Annotated in this window: 17 protein-coding genes; 6 read left to right on the forward strand and 11 right to left on the reverse strand. The window is 65.4% G+C overall.

What is annotated here, in order from left to right:
- Positions 1–15 precede the first annotated feature (15 nt).
- The 3 genes from JAB8_RS04560 (at position 16) to JAB8_RS04570 (ending at position 3128) form a co-directional block, all read left to right on the forward strand.
- The gene (locus tag JAB8_RS04560; protein ID WP_070288677.1) at positions 16–1041 is read left to right on the forward strand and encodes an MlaD family protein; all 1026 of its coding nucleotides are present in this window, start codon (positions 16–18) and stop codon (positions 1039–1041) included.
- Positions 1038–1709, forward strand: coding sequence for a hypothetical protein (locus tag JAB8_RS04565; protein ID WP_070288678.1), 672 nt, complete (start codon positions 1038–1040; stop codon positions 1707–1709). The genes JAB8_RS04560 and JAB8_RS04565 overlap by 4 nt, the downstream gene beginning before the upstream one ends.
- Positions 1710–1796: 87 nt before the next feature.
- Positions 1797–3128, forward strand: coding sequence for an ATP-binding protein (locus tag JAB8_RS04570; RefSeq protein ID WP_070288679.1), 1332 nt, complete (start codon positions 1797–1799; stop codon positions 3126–3128).
- Here the strand turns inward: JAB8_RS04570 and JAB8_RS04575 are convergent.
- The 8 genes from JAB8_RS04575 to JAB8_RS04610 form a co-directional block, all read right to left on the reverse strand.
- Positions 3125–4486 carry an HD domain-containing phosphohydrolase gene (locus JAB8_RS04575; RefSeq protein WP_254679448.1) on the reverse strand — a complete coding sequence of 454 codons (1362 nt, stop codon included), beginning with the start codon at positions 4484–4486 and terminating at the stop codon, positions 3125–3127. The genes JAB8_RS04570 and JAB8_RS04575 overlap by 4 nt on opposite strands.
- On the reverse strand, positions 4483–5946 hold the full coding sequence (locus tag JAB8_RS04580; protein WP_070288680.1) for an ATP-binding protein: 1464 nt from the start codon (positions 5944–5946) through the stop codon (positions 4483–4485). The genes JAB8_RS04575 and JAB8_RS04580 overlap by 4 nt, the downstream gene beginning before the upstream one ends.
- Before the next feature lie 14 nt (positions 5947–5960).
- Positions 5961–6800 carry an HDOD domain-containing protein gene (locus tag JAB8_RS04585; RefSeq protein ID WP_070288681.1) on the reverse strand — a complete coding sequence of 280 codons (840 nt, stop codon included), beginning with the start codon at positions 6798–6800 and terminating at the stop codon, positions 5961–5963.
- Entirely contained in the window at positions 6797–7129 is a 333-nt protein-coding gene (locus tag JAB8_RS04590) for a hypothetical protein (protein WP_070288682.1), read from the reverse strand. Before JAB8_RS04590 ends, JAB8_RS04585 begins: the two co-directional genes overlap by 4 nt.
- Positions 7126–7992, reverse strand: coding sequence for a response regulator (locus JAB8_RS04595; protein ID WP_083287572.1), 867 nt, complete (start codon positions 7990–7992; stop codon positions 7126–7128). The genes JAB8_RS04590 and JAB8_RS04595 overlap by 4 nt, the downstream gene beginning before the upstream one ends.
- A 157-nt stretch (positions 7993–8149) precedes the next feature.
- Positions 8150–8608: a hypothetical protein gene (locus tag JAB8_RS04600; protein WP_070288683.1), complete on the reverse strand. Its 459-nt coding sequence runs from the start codon at positions 8606–8608 to the stop codon at positions 8150–8152.
- A gap of 87 nt (positions 8609–8695) precedes the next feature.
- Positions 8696–9958: a DEAD/DEAH box helicase gene (locus JAB8_RS04605; protein WP_070288684.1), complete on the reverse strand. Its 1263-nt coding sequence runs from the start codon at positions 9956–9958 to the stop codon at positions 8696–8698.
- A 218-nt stretch (positions 9959–10176) separates the two neighbouring features.
- Positions 10177–11235 (reverse strand): DUF4105 domain-containing protein, encoded by a 1059-nt coding sequence (locus JAB8_RS04610; protein WP_070311426.1) that lies wholly within the window; start codon positions 11233–11235, stop codon positions 10177–10179.
- A 184-nt stretch (positions 11236–11419) separates the two neighbouring features.
- Here JAB8_RS04610 and JAB8_RS04615 point away from each other — a divergent pair, with 184 nt between their 5' ends.
- Positions 11420–12124: a hypothetical protein gene (locus JAB8_RS04615; protein ID WP_070288685.1), complete on the forward strand. Its 705-nt coding sequence runs from the start codon at positions 11420–11422 to the stop codon at positions 12122–12124.
- A 2-nt stretch (positions 12125–12126) separates the two neighbouring features.
- On the opposite strand, the gene JAB8_RS04620 is transcribed toward JAB8_RS04615, so the two are convergent.
- Positions 12127–13296 carry a mandelate racemase/muconate lactonizing enzyme family protein gene (locus tag JAB8_RS04620; RefSeq protein ID WP_070288686.1) on the reverse strand — a complete coding sequence of 390 codons (1170 nt, stop codon included), beginning with the start codon at positions 13294–13296 and terminating at the stop codon, positions 12127–12129.
- A 105-nt stretch (positions 13297–13401) separates the two neighbouring features.
- Between JAB8_RS04620 and JAB8_RS04625 the strand changes: the two genes are divergently transcribed.
- Both JAB8_RS04625 and motA read left to right on the forward strand, forming a co-directional pair.
- Positions 13402–14322, forward strand: a complete 921-nt coding sequence (locus JAB8_RS04625) for a LysR family transcriptional regulator (RefSeq protein ID WP_070288687.1) — start codon at positions 13402–13404, stop codon at positions 14320–14322.
- A gap of 42 nt (positions 14323–14364) precedes the next feature.
- Complete coding sequence (motA, locus tag JAB8_RS04630) at positions 14365–15228, forward strand: flagellar motor stator protein MotA (RefSeq protein ID WP_035820336.1); 864 nt, start codon at positions 14365–14367, stop codon at positions 15226–15228.
- 26 nt (positions 15229–15254) lie between these two features.
- Here motA and JAB8_RS04635 read toward each other — a convergent pair whose 3' ends face one another.
- On the reverse strand, positions 15255–15653 hold the full coding sequence (locus JAB8_RS04635) for a VOC family protein (RefSeq protein ID WP_070288688.1): 399 nt from the start codon (positions 15651–15653) through the stop codon (positions 15255–15257).
- 147 nt (positions 15654–15800) lie between these two features.
- Positions 15801–17267, reverse strand: a complete 1467-nt coding sequence (locus JAB8_RS04640) for a PLP-dependent aminotransferase family protein (protein WP_070288689.1) — start codon at positions 17265–17267, stop codon at positions 15801–15803.
- Positions 17268–17273: the final 6 nt, after the last annotated feature.

Genomic DNA, 17273 nt, shown 5'->3' on the forward strand with positions numbered 1-17273 from the left:
CGAGAGCCAGAAGCCATGAGCCAACCGCAAAATCCCGACCAGGTCGACGTCACGGCGCCCGCCGGTCTCGCGCAAGATAGTGTCCTGCCCGCCCCGCCGCCCGTGCGCCACGCCGAACTGAAGGCGGCCATCCTGCTCATCTTCATGTTCGTGCTGGTGGTCGGCTCCGTCGTCTATCTGATGTATGCACGCGGCGCCTTCGAAGCCACGCAAACCCTGGTGCTGACGGCAGACGACTCGGACGGCGTGGGCGTGGGCGCCGACCTGACCTTTTCCGGCTTTCCCATCGGCCGCGTGCAGCGCATCGAGCTGGCGCCGGACGGCCGCGCGCGCGTCATCGTCGACGTGCCGCGCAAGGACGCGCACTGGCTGCGCAGCAGCTCCATCTTCACGCTGGAGCGGGGCATCGTGGGCGGCGCCAAGCTGCGCGCCTACAGCGGCATCCTGACGGACCCGCCGCTGCCCGACGACGCCACGCGCGACTTGCTGGTGGGCGACATGGCGGCGGAAATCCCCCGCCTGCTGGCCGCCGCCAAGGATTTGCTCAACAATGTGGCGACCCTGACGGGCAGCGATTCCGCCCTCGACGGCACCTTGCGCAACGTGCAGGCCGTGACGGGCAAGCTGAGCGGCCCGGGCGGCGCCATGGGCTTGCTGACGGGCGACGACAAGCAGTCGCGCCTGCTGGTCGAGCGGGCCAACGCCCTGCTCGTCACGGCCGACCAGCTGGCGCGCCGCACGGATGGCCTGGTGGCCAATGCCGATACGCGCGTGTTTGGCGACAAGGGCGTGATGACGGATGCGCAAGCGACCATCGTGCAGCTGAACGCGCTGCTGGCCGACACCCGCGCCAGCCTGAAAAAAGTCGACGCCGTGCTGGTCGAGGCGCAAGCCGTGGGCGCCAATGCCAAGGCGGCGACCGCCGACCTGGGCCCGCTGCGCGCCGATGTGGAAAGCAATCTGCGCAAGGTCGAACAGCTGGTCAATGAAATCAACCGCAAATGGCCGTTCAAGCGCAATCCGGAGATCAAACTGCCATGAAAATGTCCCGCCCCGCCCTCGCCGCCCTGCTGTCCACCTTGCTCGCCGCCTGCTCCAGCGGCCCGCCCGTGCCGGACTGGAAGATGAATGCGCAAAGCTCCGTCGAACGGTTTCAAGCGGCCTACCTGGGCGGCAACGCCCTCGTCGAACAGACGGAATTCAGGCGCGCCCGCAGCCAGGTGGCGGGCACGGGCAAGCTCGAACTGGTGGCGCGCATCGAACTGCTGCGCTGCGCCGCCCGCGTGGCCAGCCTGGCCTTCGAGGATTGCGCCGGCTTCGATGCGCTGCAAGCGGACGCGAACGACGCCGACCGCGCGTATGCGGCTTACCTGGCCGGCAAGGCGCAACGGGCCGACGTCGGCCTGCTGCCGGAAGCGCAGCGGGCGGCCGCAGGCGCCGCATCCGACACGGCCGCCGCCAGCGCCGTGGCGGCCATCGATGACCCGCTGTCGCGGCTGGTGGCGGCCGGCGTGCTGCTGCGCTCGGGCCGTGCCACGCCGGCGCTGCTCGACACGGCCGTCGCCACCGCCTCGGACCAGGGCTGGCGCCGTCCGCTGCTGGCCTGGCTGGGCGTGCAGCGCCTGCGCGCCGAACAGGCGGGCGACACGCAAGCGGCGCAGCGCATCGCGCGGCGCATGGCGGTCGTCGAGCAGCCGCCGGCTCCCTGAGCGCGCCGATGGCGGCCCAAGGCAGGCGGAATCAGGCATAATTCAGCCAGGATGACAGCTATGCCGTGCAGGCAGCGAGGTGTGACGATGCAGTTCGAGGATTTCGACCTTTCCACTCCCGATACCGGCCGGCATGCCGGGGCGGCGCCTGGCGATGAAGCACCGGCGGCTACGGCCGTGCGCCTGCAATACCTGCTCGACAATACACCCTCCATCATCTATTGCACCGTGCCCAGCGGCGACTTCAAGATGACTTTTGTCAGCAACAATGCCTTGAACGTGCTGGGCTACCAGCCCGAGGACATGGTCGCCGATCCCAATTTCTGGTTCGACCACATCCACCCGGACGATGCGCCCGGCATCTTTTCCAGCCTGGCGCAGATCTTTGTCGAAGGCGCCCGCGCCTACGAATACCGTTTCCGCGTGCGCGACGGCAGCTACCTGTGGATGCACGACAGCCTGCGCCTCGTGCGCGACGAGCACGGCGTGCCGTTTGAGGTGATCGGCTCGCTGACGGATATCACGGAACGCAAGCGCATGGAAGCGATGCTGCAGGCGCGCGGCGAAGAGCAGCAACTACTGATCAGCAAGTTACAGGAAGCGCACGACCAGCTGCTGCAATCGGAAAAGATGGCGTCCATCGGCCAGCTGGCGGCCGGCATCGCGCACGAAATCAATAACCCGATCGGCTTCGTCAATTCGAACATGAGTTCGCTGCAAGGCTATGTCGGCACCCTGTTCGGCGTGATCGGGCAATACGAAGCGGCGATGCGCGAAACGCCGGACGGCCCGGCCCTGGCCGCGCGCGTGGCCGAGGTACGCGCGCAGGCCGACCTGGCCTTCCTGCAGGACGACATGGTCGATCTGGTGCGCGAATCGATGGATGGCTTGAAACGCGTGCGCGACATCGTGCAGGCGCTGAAGGATTTTTCCCACGTGGGCGAGACGGACTGGCAGGTGGCCAGCCTGCATGCGGGCCTGGACAGCACCCTCAATATCGTCGCCAACGAGTTGAAATACAAGGCGCGCATCGAGAAGCACTATGGCGAGCTGCCGCCGATCCTGTGCCTGGCCTCGCAGCTGAACCAGGTGTTCATGAACCTGCTCGTCAACGCGGGCCAGGCCATCAGCAGCGACGGCGTGATCAGCATCCGCACGGGCCACGCGGGCGACTGGGTGTGGGTGGAGATCGGCGACACGGGCGCCGGCATCGCGCCCGAGCACCTGAACCGCATCTTCGAGCCGTTCTTCACCACCAAGGCCGTGGGCAGTGGCACGGGTTTGGGCCTGTCGCTGTCGTACGGCATCGTCAACAAGCACGGCGGACGCATCGAGGTGGCGTCGGAAGTGGGCCAGGGCACGCGCTTTACCGTGCACCTGCCGCTGCAGCCGCCCACCGCCGCGGCCGCGAACGCCTAGGCGTCCTTCACGGGCGCGTACACGCGGATGCTGAGGCGCCCGCCATTCTTGCCTTCGAAATCGAGCAGCTGGGCGATCACGCGGGCCGTCAGCACGTGTTCGGCCGCCAGCAGCATCAGGCCGTCGCGGCTGATCAGGTCGCGCGACAGCACCATGCCCGGTTCCAGCTGGCCCGACAGCACGGTCAGGTCGCGCGCCGGCGGCTCCGTCTCCTCCATGATGCCGCGGAAAGCGGCCACCACGGCCGGGTCGTAGCGCTTGCCGATGCTGTCGTAGATCAGGGTGCGGGCTTCGTCGGCGCGCAGGCTGCGCTGCACCATGGCGCCGATCTGCAAGCCGTCGTAGTCCGAGGCCAGCGCCAGGATGCGCGCGCCCATGGGAATGGCCAGGCCCACCAGGCCATCGGGAAAGCCGCCGCCGTCGAAGCGCTCGAGCTGCGAGCGCAGGATCACGGAAACGGCGCGCAGCTCGTCGAGCGCCATCAGCAACTGTTCGGCGCGCAGCGGATGCTTGCGGAAGGCGGCCAGCTGCTCGCCCGTCCAGGCACTGGCCGGCAGTTCCAGCACGTCGTCGCTGAGGCTGAGCTTGCCGATATCCTTGAGCAAGGCCGCGATGAACACGTCGCGCGCCTCCTGCCCTTCCAGGCCCAGCGCCTGCGCCAGCTTGCGCGCCAGCTCGGCCACCCGCCGCGCATGGCCGGCCAGCTTGCCGCCGCGCATCTCGATCAGGTTGGAAAACACCTTGATCGTCGTCACGAACGTGGCTTTCAGGCGCTCGTTGGCCGCCTGCACCTCGTCGTGGGACTGCTTCAGCTGCTGCGTGCGCGTGGCCACCTTCGCTTCCAGGCTGGCGTTGAGCGCCTGCAGCTCCACGTTCTGGCTGGCTGTCAGCGCTTCCAGGCGCCGTTTTTCCTGCTCCAGCGCGCGCCGTTCCAGCGCGTGGCGCACCACCAGCACGATATCGTTCTCGTCCCACGGCTTGGTCACGTAGCGGTAGATTTCACCCTGGTTGATGGCGTCGAGGATGGACTGGATATCGGCATAGCCGGTCAGCAGCAGGCGGATGGTGCCGGGCCAGCGCTGGCGCACCTGGGCCAGGAACTGCGCGCCGTCCATGTGCGGCATGCGCATGTCGGAAATGACCAGGTCCACCGTCTCGCTCTCGAGCAGGGCCAGGCCGGCCGCGCCGCCGTCGGCCGTCAGCACGCGGTAGCCGTGCGGGCGGAACAGCCGCCGCAGCGACGACAGGATATTCGGTTCGTCGTCGACGCACAGGATGGTGGGCGGCGCGGCCGCGGTGCTGGCGCTGGCGCTGGTACTAGTGCTCGTGCTCGTGCTCATGCTGTCCTGTTCGTTCATGGTGTGACGGGCTGCGCCTGGCGCACGGGCAAGGTGATGCGGAAGGTGGTGCCGCGGCCGATGATGCTGCGCACGTCGATGCGGCCATGGTGTTTCTGCACCGTCGTGTAGGCCAGCGACAGGCCCAGTCCCGTGCCCTTGCCGACGGCCTTGGTGGTAAAGAACGGGTCGAAGATGCGCGACAGGTGTTCGGGCGCGATGCCGCCGCCCGTGTCCTCGACCTCGATCCATACTTCCGTGGCGTTGTCGCTGCCCGTGCGCAGGGTGATGCGTCCGCGCGCTTCGCCCATGGCGTGGGCCGCGTTGACGACGAGGTTCATGATCACCTGGTTCAGCTCGGAAGGCTGGCATTCGATATCGGGAATGTCGCCATATTCGCGCACCACGTCGGCCTTGTACTTGACCTCGTTGTTCACGATGTTGAGCGTGGTATCGATGCCCTGGCGCAGGTTGGCCCAGACCCACTCCTGGTGCGCATCCGTGCGCGAAAAATCCTTCAGGTCCTGCACGATGCGGCGCACGCGCGAAATGCCTTCCTTCGACTCGCCCATCAGCATGGGAATGTCGGTGCGCAGGAAATCGAGGTCGATCTGTTCGCGCAGCGCGCGCAGGCGCGCCGCCACCACGGGGTCGGCGACGGCCGGCTCGGCGTCCTCGTAGGCGTCGAGCATGCTGAACAGGTCATCCAGATAACCTTCCAGGGTGCCGACATTGGAAAACACATAGCCGATGGGATTGTTGATCTCGTGCGCCACGCCGGCGGCCAGCTGGCCGATCGACGCCAGTTTTTCCGACTGCAGCAGCTTTTGCTGGGCCAGCGACAGCTTGCTGTTCAATTCCGTCAGGGCCAGGTTGCGCTCGCGCAGTTCCAGATCGGCGATCTGGCGCTGGCGGATATCGTCGGCCAGGCGTTCGTTCATTTCCGCCAGCTGGGCCGTGCGCTTGGCCACCAGGTGTTCCAGATTGTCGTGCGCCTTGCGCAGCGCCAGTTCCGCCAGGCGCCGCTCGCTCACGTCGCGCAGGGTTTCGATGGCGCCCACCAGGCGTCCCTGGCGGTCGCGCAGGGGCGCCGCTGTGAAATGCAGCCAGTGGCCGTCGGGCCCGATATCGGCAAAGAAATCCTCGGCCTCAAAGGCGCCGGGGATCACGGGAGAACGCTTCAGCTTGCCAAGGTAGAGGTCATTTTCGCCGAGCGCGATATCGTCGGCCACCAGCAGGTCGGCCAGGCAGGCGCGCGGCTGCGGATAAAACGCCTTCCAGTGGTCGCGCGTGCCGACCATTTCGGCGGCCGTAAAGCCCAGCAACTGTTCGCAGGCGCTGTTCCAGTGCGTCACCACGTGGTTCGTATCGATGGCGAAAGTGGCCACGGGATGGCCGTCGAAAAATGCCGACAGCGCGATGGTGTCGCCCTGGCGGCGTTCCGGCATGGCGGGCAGCGCCTGTCCTGCATCTGTTTCCATGGCCTCTATCCTGTTCATGCCAGCATGATCCGCGACATTTCATCGAAGGTGTGTTCCGTTTGCGCCAGCAGCGCCAGCCAGGCCTGCTCATCCAGCGCGACGCTGCGCCAGCCCGTCGGCGACAGCGGCGGCACCAGCGCATCGTCGACGCCGGCCAGGTCGAGCGCCAGGGCGACGGCATTGGCCATGTGCACGGCCAGCGGCAGGCCGCCCGCTTCCAGCCGGTCGATGGCATGGTGGTCGGCCACCGCCTGCTGTATTGCCTCGGGAAACTTCCAGTAGGCGGCCAGAGCGCGGCCCACCTGCGCGTGATCGATGCCGATGACGGCCAGTTCCGCCTCGGCCATCTGGCAGTCGTGCGCCTGGCGGTAGCTGCGCACGAGCGCGTGCTCGGCCGGGAAGCGCGTCACCAGCACCAGGGTGCCCAGGTCGTGCAGCAGGCCGGCCGTGAATGCCGTTTCGGGATTGACGCGCAAGTGCGGCGCCAGCAGGCGCGCGGCGATGGCCGTGGCCAGCGAATGGCGCCAGAACGCCTGGAAATCGAAGCCGCCGCTCACCGGCGCGAAGCTGCCCGTCAGGGCGCAGGCCGTGACGACGGTGCGGATGCTGTGAAAGCCCAGCACGGATACGGCTTGCGGAATGCTGGTGACCTTCGATTGCATGCCGTAGAACGAGGAATTGGCGATGCGCAGGGTCTTCGCCGCCAGGCCCTGGTCCAGCTCTATCTTTTGCGCCAGCACGTGCACGTCCGTGTCGTCCTGGTCCATGCTCGACAGCAGTTCCAGCACGACCACCGGCAGCGAAGGCAGTTCCTGTATCTGGCGGATGATATGTTCAAAGCTGAGCCGTGTCATGCCGCTCCCCCTTGCCGGTAGCGCTGCACCAGCGCCAGCAGCTCGGCCCCGGCGGAATCGGGCGGCGTGGCGCGGAACAGCACGGCCAGCCGTTCCAGGCGGCGCAAGCGTTCCTGCTCGGCGTGCGCCTGCGCGGCGGGGTCGATCGCCTCATCCATGACGACGTGGCAGCGTTCCACATTGCGCCGGCGCAAAGCCGCCAGGTTCGCCGCCGTCAGGGTGGCGCCCTGGGCCAGCAGCACGGCGCCGCTGGCGTCGTTCAAGGCCTGCGCCAGCACCATGCCTTCCTGCGCCTGCTCCATGGAAATTTCGCGTCCGCTTTCACTCATGTATCCGCTCCATGACGACTCAGGGTGACCAGGCTGCCGCGCGAGCGCGAATGCAGGCCCATCGGATGGACCGCCACGGTATACGGCTGGCCATCGATGGCTGCCAGGCAAGGCGCGCCCTGCCCGTCAAACAATTGCGGCAAGACGATCGCCGCCTCGTTGCCCAGCAGGGCCGCGCCCCGTTCGAACAGGTTGGCCGCCGCCGCGTTGATGAAGGCGATCATGCCGTCCTCATCGAGGCCGATCACGGGCAGCGGCAGAAATTGCAGCAATTCGCGCGCGATGCCGAGGCTGACCTCGTCGCGGCTGATCTGATGCTGCTGCTGGCGCACCAGCGCCTGCATGGCGGCATTGGCCGCCGCCAGCGCCTGGTTGGCGTCGCGCAGCTGCGCATTGAGGCGCACATTGTCGTCGTCGATGCCCTTCAGGCGAAAGGCTTCGGCGATATGCTCGCGCAGCTGATGGTCTTCCCAGGGCTTGGTGAGAAACTTGAAGATGGCGCCCTCGTTGACGGCGTCCGTGACGGCCTGCAACTCGGTATAACCGGACAGCATGATGCGGATGGTTTGCGGACACAGCAGCTTGGCCTTGCGCAGGAAGTCGGCGCCCAGCATGCCCGGCATGCGCTGGTCCGACACGATCACGTCGACGGCATGGCTGGCCAGCACGTCCAGCCCTTCCTGGCCGCTGTTGGCCGTAATGATATGGTAGCCATCGCGCCGCAGCAGGCGCTTGAGGGAAGCGAGGATATTGGGCTCGTCATCGACCAGCAGCAAGGTGCGCGGCGCCGCCGCAGGCTGCTGCCCGGCGTCCGCCGCCAGCGCCGCCATACCCGGCATGCCATGCTCGTCGTGCACATCCATCGGACCATCCTCTCATCGCCATGGCGATATCGGAGCTTGCCTGGAGGGGAATCTGCCGCGCGAGACAGTCTTGCGAGTCTTGCGCGGCAGCCAGCTTGCGTTGAAATTATACGACTAAATATTCCTTCATTGCACTTATCCTGCACTTATCCGTGACTTATCCGCGCCGCGCCGGACAAGGCGTGTTGCGGTAGAACACAAAGCCGCCCAGGCCGATGGCTTGCGTGTCGGCCTTCACGGCGTACACCAGCGTGTTCCTGGCCGCATCGACCCTCAGCAGATTCTTGTGCAGCACCGTTTGCGCGTGCGACAGTTCCAGAGACGGCGTCGGCGCCAATGCCAGACTTAGTTCGGACGTGGCCGCGTCATACGTCCAGCGGCCCGGGTTGAAAAAGGCGAAGCCGCCGTCGAAACGCAGGCTGCCATCCTTGAACTGGGTCAGGCAAATGCTGGGAAATTCGCTGGGCGGGTTGTACCAGGTGGCGGCCACGGCGGCATCGGCCGGCGTCTTGCCCGGCATCTGCATGCCGGTGCTGTCAGTTTTGCCGCCCAGGCCGGCGCAACCGGCCAGCGCCAGCGCGCCCGCCAGCACGCCCGCGCGTATGGTGTATATCATGTGCATTGCCGTCCCCTTGCTTTATAGAAACACAATCTTAAAGCGGGATGGCTGGCCGTTCAAGCGGCCAGCGCACATAAGGCCAATTTAATTGTCCCCGGCCGCCTTCGCCGCCATGGCAGCTGCTTCGCGCAATTTGTCCTTCTTGCTCTTGCGCGCGCCCTTCACGCCGCCGTTCACCGTGTCCGTGACGGGATGCACGGGCGCAGGCAGTTCCGTCGGCTCGAAACCGGCCACCACTTCGCGCACGATGCGCAAGTCATTGCGGTTTTCGATCAGGCGGAAATGCGCTTCCGTGTCGGCCGTGACGAAACTGATGGCCGTGCCGCTTTCGCCGGCGCGGCCCGTGCGGCCGATGCGGTGCGTGTAGTCGACGGCCGAACGGGGCAAGTCGTAGTTGACGACGGCCGGCAGGCCCGCGATGTCGATGCCGCGCGCGGCCACGTCGGTGGCCACCAGCACCTGCAGCCGGCAGGCCTTGAAGTCGGCCAGCAACTGGCTGCGCGTGCCCTGGCTGAATTCGCCGTGGAAGGCGCCCACGTGCAGTCCCGCGCGCTGCAGCTTGTCGGCCACATGTTCGGCCGCGTACTTGGTGGCGACGAACACCAGCACGCGCTCCCACTGCTGCTGCAGGATCAGGTAGCGCAGCAGCTGCGTGCGACGCGGCACGTCGACCGTGATGGCGCGCTGCACGATGTCGGGCTTGTCCTGCGCTTCGGACGCTACCTCGATGCGCACGGGGTCCCGGAGCAGGCTGTCGGCCAGCGCCTGCACGCTGTCGGGGAAGGTGGCGGAAAAGAACAGGTTTTGCCGCTGTTTGGGCAGCAGCGCCAGGATGGCGTTGATCTCGTCGCTGAAACCCATGTCGAGCAGACGGTCGGCTTCATCGAGCACGCACAGCGACACGCCGCCCAGCTTCACGGCGTTCTGGCGCACCAGGTCCAGCAGGCGGCCCGGCGTGGCGACGACGATATCGGCGCCGCCGCGCAAGTCCATCATCTGCGGATTGATCGACACGCCGCCGAACAGCACGGAAATCTTCAGTTTCACGGGCAGCGGCTTGGCCAGCGCGTGCACCGTCTGCCCCACTTGCGCGGCCAGCTCGCGCGTGGGCACGAGGATCAGCGCGCGCACCTGGCGCGGGCCGGAAGCGGGCGCCATCAGCGCCTGCAGCAGCGGCAGCGCGTAGGCGGCCGTCTTGCCGGAACCCGTCTGGGCCGCGCCCAGCACGTCGCTGCCGCGCAGGATGGCGGGAATGGCGGCCGCCTGGATGGCCGTCGGCGCGGCATAGCCGGCCTTGTCGACGGCACGGACCAGGGCGGGAATCAGACCCAGGGAGGAAAATGGCATAGCGGGCCTTCTTTATTCGTAAAGTGAGACCGGCCGCAATGTGCGGCCGGTCGGAATAGCGACAGTATAAGGCAATGACCGTTAACGCCCAACCAAACCTACTGCGCGTCGGCATAGGCGGCCTGCGATGCTCACTGTACTATTCGTACAGTTCCGCTTCTCGGCCACCTCTTCCTTCCGCTCGCTACGGTTTGATTGAGCGTCGTTGCGACAGTAGATCATTGCTTGGGCATTTGCAGCGTCGGATGGCCCGCGTCATCATAGCCCGGCATGCCGCGCCGGATCGTATGCGAAAAGTCCGCATCGTCGTTGGCGGCCCGCGCGCGCGCCGTGATGTGACCGCCATCGCGCAACTGCTGGAAGGTCTGGCCAGGTACCAGGCCCTTGACGTCGAACAGATAGCGGTCGAGGTAGCCCGAGGCCATCAGCCGGTAATCGAGCGGCAGGCCCGGCACGATGCGGCGCACCATCTCGAAGACGATGGTGGTGCAGTTGGCCGTCAGGGTGTTGTAGAACTGCGGCTGGGCCTTCAGCGCCTGCGCCTCGTCCAGGTAGGCGAGGAACAGCGAGCGCATGGCCGCTTTTGGCATCATCACGCGGTACAGATGCATGTCCTCGCCGCGCGCATTCGTGCGCACGCGCAGGATGTCGCGTTCGTCGGCGGCGATCAGGCTCATCTCGAAATGCTTGAAAAAGCCGCCGATGGCGGAAAAGCTCTCGCCCTTCTCCTTGCGGATCTCGATGGAAAACGTCAAAAAGCGCCCGTCGGCGAAGCCGAACGAGATCAGCGTATGCGCGATGTACGGCCCCGTCCAGTACGACAGCGCCGTATCCACCGTGCGCAGCTCGTCGAGGTCGTAGCTGCGCTGCTCCCACTTGACCGTGTAATCGTCGTCGCTGCGCCAGTCGAAATTGCGCACATTGTCCAGGGTGACGAGGTTGCCCTTGAGCGTGCCCGTCACATTGCGCGCCACGTCGTCGGCCCACACGCGCTGCTGTTTCGGTGCGATCAGGCTCCACCACACGAGCAGCAGGATGAAACCGGCCGCATACGGCAGCAGCACGCGCGCGTCGCCGCGCGTCCACCACAGCGCGATGCTGGCCACGCCCAGCGCGCCCCACAGCAGCGCGCCGATGGCTTGCGCCGCCGTGCCGCCGGACAGCTGGTACCACAGCGCCAGCGCGCCCCACAGTGCAGTCAACAGGAGAATCAGGGAAACGGCCATTTTGCCGACGGTGGCCAGCACGGAGCGGGCACGCAGTGATAAGAAAGTCATGCACCGATTATAAGGGCAAGCGCAGGAAGAGGTGCGTCCGAGCAAGTACAGCTGCAACAGTCCCTGGCCGCAAAATCATTTCTTGCCTGCCAATTTATTTCATGAGAGCATGTTGCAAAAATAAAATGTATAGACAAGGTATCCTGTCACCGCAGCGCTGCCTTGCCGATTTCCGGAGACACCGTTGCAAGCCCCTTCCCTCTACGCCCTCGCCGGCAGCCTCAATTCCCTCTTCATCGTCGTCAGCCTGTTCGGCCTGTGGTCGCAGCTGCAAAAAATCTGGCGGCGCAAGCGCGATGCGGGCATCGGCGCCGGCAAGACGACGGACATTTTGTCGATCAACCAGTTCACCGTCAGCTTCCTCGCGTATTGCGCCTTCTTCGTCTACGGCTATTCGATCACGCCGTTCAACCACTACATCGTCTGGCCCCGTTTGGTCGCCTCGCTGATCGCGCTGGCCATCCTGTATGAAATCGACCGCGACCGCCGCAGCCTGGCGTCGCGCCATGCGCTGCTGGCCTGCGCGCTGCTGCTGTGCGCGGGCGTGACGGCGCTGGCCTTCGGCCCCACGTTCAGCGATGAAAAGCGCGTGATCTCGCAAAGCCTGATCGTCGCCGTCACCGTGCTGCTGGCGCAGGGCTATGCGCACCAGATCCGCCTCATTTACCGGTCGGGCAGGACGGGCGCCGTGTCCCTGAAAATGAGCCAGTTCATCCTGGCGATGGATGTCAGCACCATCTTCTTCGCCTGCGTCATGGGCCTGTCGACGGGCTGGCCCCTGCTGCTGCTCGCCAGCGTCAGCGCCACGACCAAGCTGATCATCATGTGGCTGTTCCGCTGGGAGAAGAGCAGCCGCGCCGCGCAGGTCAAACGGCAGGCAATGGCCTGAGGTTATTGCCCGCTCAGCGCGCGCATTTCCGCATACAAATTCGCCTTGCCCTCGAAGCCGATGCCGACCAGGTCCGGCATGGTGATATGGCCATTTTCGACGCGCACGCCGTCGGGAAAGCCGCCGAACGGCTGAAATAAATCCGGGTACGATTCATTGCCGCCCAGGCCCAGGCCCGCCGCGATATTCAAGGACATCTGGTGGCCGCCGTGCGGGATGCAGCGGCTGCGCGACCAGCCGTGCTGGTGCAGCATGTCCAGGGTGCGCAGGTATTCCACCAGGCCGTAGCTGAGGGCGCAGTCGAACTGCAGCCAGTCGCGGTCGGCGCGCATGCTGCCGTAGCGGATCAGGTTGCGCGCATCCTGCATGGAAAACAGGTTTTCGCCCGTCGCCATGGGCTTGTCGTAATAGCTGCGCAAGGTCGCTTGCAGCTCGAAGTCGAGCGGATCGCCCGCCTCCTCGTACCAGAACAAGTCATATTCACGCAGCGCCTTGGCGTAGGCGATCGAGGTGTCGAGGTTGAAGCGCCCGTTCGCATCCACGCACAGCTTCTGCCCATCCTGCAGCACCTCCATGATGGCGTCGATGCGGCGCAAATCCTCGTCCAGCGAGGCGCCGCCGATCTTTTTCTTGACCACCGTGTAGCCGCGGTCGACATAGCTGCGCATCTCGTCCTGCAGGGCGGAAAGGCTCTGGCCCGGGTAATAATAGCCGCCCGCCGCATACACGAACACCTGTTTGTCGGGCACGCCCGTGCCGTGGCGCTCGGCCAGCAGCTGGAACAGCGGTTTGTTCTCGATCTTCGCCACGGCATCCCAGATGGCCATGTCGATGGTGCCGATGGCCACCGAGCGTTCGCCGTGGCCGCCCGGCTTTTCATTGGTGTACATGCAATCCCATGCCTTGTGCGGATCGAGGTTGCTGCCGTCGTCCGTGACGAGCGAGGCGGGGTCGGCGTCGAGGATGCGGGGGATGAAGCGCTCGCGCATCAGCATGCCCTGGCCGTAGCGGCCGTTCGAATTGAAGCCGTAGCCGACGACGGGCTTGCCGTCGCGCATCACGTCGGTGACGACGGCCACCAGGCTCAAGGTCATCTTCGTGAAATCGATGTAGGCGTTGCGGATGGGGGAAGAGATGGGGATGGTCTTTTCGCGGATCTCGACAATTTTCATACGGCTCTCCTGTGGATGAAAACAATGACGCCAGCTTACCGCGATACAAAGCCATATAATCGATATCAATTTAAAGCATTATTCACTTGAAGTGAAAGATGAACCATGAAAACGGACGCCACCACGGAAATGGCCTTCTTTGTGCTGCTGGCCAAATTGGGCAGCCTGTCGGCCACGGCGCGCGAGCTGGGCATCACGCCGCCCGCCGTCAGCAAGCGATTGGTACTGATGGAGCAGCGCCTGGGCGTGCGTTTGCTCAACCGCAGCACGCGGCGCATCAGCCTGACGGGCGACGGCGAAAGCTATTTGCGGCAGGCGCGGCAGATCCTCGACGATATCCGCGCCATGGAGGAGTCGCTGGCCAGCGGCGGCGCCGAGCCGCGCGGACTGCTGCGCGTGAATGCCACCCTGGGCTTCGGGCGCACGGTGATCGCGCCCCTGCTGTCGCAATTCGCGCTGCGCCACCCGCAGCTGGAAGTGCAGCTGCAGCTGACGGACAGCCCCATCAACCTGGTCGAGCAGGCGTACGACCTGGGCATCCGCTTCGGCGACTTGCCCGACACGCGGCTGTCGGCGCGGCGCATCATGTCGAACCGGCGTTTCCTGTGCGCCTCGCCCGCCTACCTGCAGGCGCACGGCACGCCGCGGACACCGGACGACCTGGCGCAGCACCGCTGCATCGTGCACCGGCAGAACGACGACGCTTACGGCATCTGGCGTTTGAGCCGTGGCCGCGCCAGCCACACGGTGAAGGTGCGCGGCACGGTGGCCAGCAACGACGGCGACGTGGTGCTGGGCTGGGCGCTGGACGGGCACGGCATCCTGCTGCGTTCGGAATGGGACCTGGCGCGCTACCTCGACAGCGGCCGCCTGCGCGTGGTGCTGGCCGACTATACGCTGGCGCCGGCCGACCTGTACGCCTACTATCCGAGCCGCCACCAGCTGCCCGCCAAAGTGCGCGCTTTTATCAATTTTCTCATCCAGCAATTGCAGCCGGAAGCGGCCACAGCGGCAGAATCAGGTTAAACTATAATATTGCGATATAGCAATATTATGAAGGAGTAGGTTTTGCTAGTCATACTCGGATTTCTCGTCGTGCTGTTTTCCGTCTTCGGCGGCTTCGCCATGCAGGGGGGACACTTGGGCGCCCTGTTCCAGCCGCTGGAACTGCTGATGATCGGCGGCGCCGCGCTGGGCACCTTCTTTGTCGGCAATGACGCCAAGGCCATCCGCGCCACGTTCGCCGCCCTGCCCACCCTGTTCCACGGCTCGCAATACACGAAGGCGCGCTACATGGAACTGATGGGGCTGATGTATGAAATCCTCAGCAAGATCCGCAAGGAGGGCTTGATGTCGGTCGAGGACGATATCGACGACCCCTACCGCAGCGCCATCTTCGTGAAATACCCGTACACGCTTGGTGACGAGCACATCCTGGAATTCATCACCGATTATCTGCGCCTGATGGTGTCGGGCAATATGGACGCCTACCAGATCGAAAATCTGATGGATAACGAGATCGAAACGCACCATGAAGACGCGGAAATGCCGATCCAGACGATTTCGCAGCTGGCCGACGCCATGCCGGCCTTCGGCATCGTGGCCGCCGTGATGGGCGTGGTGCATACGATGGCCTCCGTCGGCTTGCCGCCGGCCGAGCTGGGCGTGCTGATCGCACAGGCGCTGGTGGGCACCTTCATCGGCATTTTGCTGGCCTACGGCTTCATCGCGCCGCTGGCCAGCTTGCTGCGCCGCAAGCACCATGAAACGGCGAAGATGTACCAGTGCGTGAAAGTGACGTTATTGGCCAGCCTGAATGGCTACGCGCCGGCGCTGGCCGTGGAATTCGGCCGCAAGGTCATTTCCGCCACGGAACGCCCTTCGTTCAGCGAACTGGAAAACCACGTGCGCCAGGTGCGCACGAAGAACTGATCCCGCCTGCCTGCTTACCCGGCGCGTCAGGCTTGCGGCGCCGTCCAGACCAGGTTCCACAGGTGGCCGTCGATATCCTCGAAGCCCTGGTCATACATGAAGCCATGGTCTTCGGGCGGATGCGGTATGCGGCCGCCCGCGGCGGCGGCCTTGGCGATCAGGCTGTCCACCTCTTCCCGGCTTTCGCAACTGAGGCAAATGACGACTTCATTGGCTTGCCGGGCATCCGCGAGCGGCTTGTCGATCAGGGACCGGAAGAACGGTTCGGTCGTCAGCATGGCCTCGATGCTGCCTTCGACGATGTTCATGAACGCCGCGTTCTCGCCGCTGAAGCGGGAATTGAAGGTGAAGCCGAGCGAGGAAAAGAAGGCCCTGGATTTATCCAGTTCCTTCACGGGCAGGTTGAGGATGATCTGTTTGTTCATGGCGATTCCTTGCTTCCTTGGTGAAGGTGGGATGGGCAAGCGGTGCGCCTTCCCTGCGACGAGTGACGGCATACCAAATTGACACGCTTACGAAAAAATCGTTCCTCCAGAATATCAATAAATACTGAAGAAAGGCGCGGACTATGCTCAGGACTTGCCCTCGATGCTGGCGGCGGCGCGGGCGCGGGCCAGGCTTGAGCGCGCGCCAGCCACCGCGCGCAGGCGTTCTTCCAGGTAGGCGCTCACGCGCGGATGCTGGCTGAAGGCGACGTTGAAGCGGATGTGCTGATCGGGCGTGTCGTTGGCCGAAAACGCGGCGCCGCGCATCAGCAGGATCTTGTTGCGGTAGGCATCCTGCACCAGCAAGTCCACGTCCAGCCCTTCGGGCATGCTGCCCCACAGGAAAATGCCTGCGTCGCCGGGCTGCTCGAACAGCACGCCGGCCGTGCTCAGCTGACGCGTGCTGGCGTTGCGCGCCACCATGATCTTGCGTTGCAGCCGCTCCAGGTGCTTGCGCAGATTGCCGGCCTTGAGCACTTCCAGCAGCACGTATTCGTTCAGCGCAGGCAAGGTCATGATGGAATGGATCTTGGTGCGCATCAAGGGCTTGAGCAGGGAAGGCGCCGCGGCCAGGTAGCCCATGCGCAGGGCCGGGCTCAGCGCCTTGCACAGGCTGGAATAGTAGATCACGCCGTCCAGTCCGGACAGCGACGCCAGCCGCGTGCTGTGGCCCGGCTGGAAATGGCCGTGCACGTCGTCTTCGGCGATCAGGAAGCCGTACTGCTGCGCCATGATCAGCACCTTGTGCAGGTTGGCGGCGCTGCTGCTCCACCCGGTGGGATTGTGCAAGGCCGTCTGCATGAACAGCAGGCGCGGACGGTGCGTGCGGCAAGCCGCTTCCAGCTCGTCCAGATCGAGGCCATCGGGCCGGCGCCGGATGGGCACCAGGCGCACGCCGTCCTGGCGCAGCCTGCCGAACATCAGGAAGTATCCGGGGTCTTCCACCAGCACCGTATCGCCGGGCTGCAGGAACGTGCGGCAGATCAGGTCGATGGCATGGGTGCCGCCGAACGTGGTGAGGATGTGGCTGGCGTCCGCCGCGATGCCGATACCGCGCAACAGCAGCGCGATCTGCTCGCGCAGCTCGGCCAGCCCTTGCGGCGGGCAGCGCGAAGCCATGCCGGCCGCGCTGCGCGCCAGACCGCGTTGCACGGCGGCCGCCGGCAGCGCGTCCTGCAGCCAGGTGGGCGGCAAGGCGCCGCTGCTGGCCAGCAGCACGCCCGGCCGCTGGTCGTTCACTTGCTGGCTCAGCCAAACCGGCTCCTGCTCCTGTCCCGCTTCCAGCGCCACCTCGTCGGGAATGGCGCGGCCGGCGTCGGCCGGTGCGCAGACGAAGAAGCCTGTCGTGCCGTGCGTATCGATGACGCCTGCAGCCACCAGCCGGTCATACGCGACCACCACGGTGTTGGTGCTGACCGCGAGCTGCGTGGCGAGCTGGCGGATCGACGGCAGCCTGGTCCCGCCAGGCAGCACGCGTTGCGCGATCTGCTGGCGCAGTGCGGCCTCGATCTGCTTGAACAGGGCGATGGGTGAGGAGCGGTCGATGGCGAACATGGCGCA

This window comes from Janthinobacterium sp. HH106 (assembly GCF_001758725.1).
In the GTDB taxonomy this organism is placed as follows: Bacteria; Pseudomonadota; Gammaproteobacteria; order Burkholderiales; family Burkholderiaceae_D; genus Janthinobacterium.

Bases quoted from the DNA above. Each gene is read 5' to 3' on its own strand.
- JAB8_RS04560 (WP_070288677.1), top strand. From the start codon at position 16: ATGAGCCAACCGCAAAATCCCGACCAGGTCGACGTCACGGCGCCCGCC.
- JAB8_RS04565 (WP_070288678.1), top strand. From the start codon at position 1,038: ATGAAAATGTCCCGCCCCGCCCTCGCCGCCCTGCTGTCCACCTTGCTC.
- JAB8_RS04570 (WP_070288679.1), top strand. From the start codon at position 1,797: ATGCAGTTCGAGGATTTCGACCTTTCCACTCCCGATACCGGCCGGCAT.
- JAB8_RS04575 (WP_254679448.1), bottom strand. From the start codon at position 4,486: ATGAACGAACAGGACAGCATGAGCACGAGCACGAGCACTAGTACCAGC.
- JAB8_RS04580 (WP_070288680.1), bottom strand. From the start codon at position 5,946: ATGGAAACAGATGCAGGACAGGCGCTGCCCGCCATGCCGGAACGCCGC.
- JAB8_RS04585 (WP_070288681.1), bottom strand. From the start codon at position 6,800: ATGACACGGCTCAGCTTTGAACATATCATCCGCCAGATACAGGAACTG.
- JAB8_RS04590 (WP_070288682.1), bottom strand. From the start codon at position 7,129: ATGAGTGAAAGCGGACGCGAAATTTCCATGGAGCAGGCGCAGGAAGGC.
- JAB8_RS04595 (WP_083287572.1), bottom strand. From the start codon at position 7,992: ATGGATGTGCACGACGAGCATGGCATGCCGGGTATGGCGGCGCTGGCG.
- JAB8_RS04600 (WP_070288683.1), bottom strand. From the start codon at position 8,608: ATGATATACACCATACGCGCGGGCGTGCTGGCGGGCGCGCTGGCGCTG.
- JAB8_RS04605 (WP_070288684.1), bottom strand. From the start codon at position 9,958: ATGCCATTTTCCTCCCTGGGTCTGATTCCCGCCCTGGTCCGTGCCGTC.
- JAB8_RS04610 (WP_070311426.1), bottom strand. From the start codon at position 11,235: ATGACTTTCTTATCACTGCGTGCCCGCTCCGTGCTGGCCACCGTCGGC.
- JAB8_RS04620 (WP_070288686.1), bottom strand. From the start codon at position 13,296: ATGAAAATTGTCGAGATCCGCGAAAAGACCATCCCCATCTCTTCCCCC.
- JAB8_RS04625 (WP_070288687.1), top strand. From the start codon at position 13,402: ATGAAAACGGACGCCACCACGGAAATGGCCTTCTTTGTGCTGCTGGCC.
- JAB8_RS04635 (WP_070288688.1), bottom strand. From the start codon at position 15,653: ATGAACAAACAGATCATCCTCAACCTGCCCGTGAAGGAACTGGATAAA.
- JAB8_RS04640 (WP_070288689.1), bottom strand. From the start codon at position 17,267: ATGTTCGCCATCGACCGCTCCTCACCCATCGCCCTGTTCAAGCAGATC.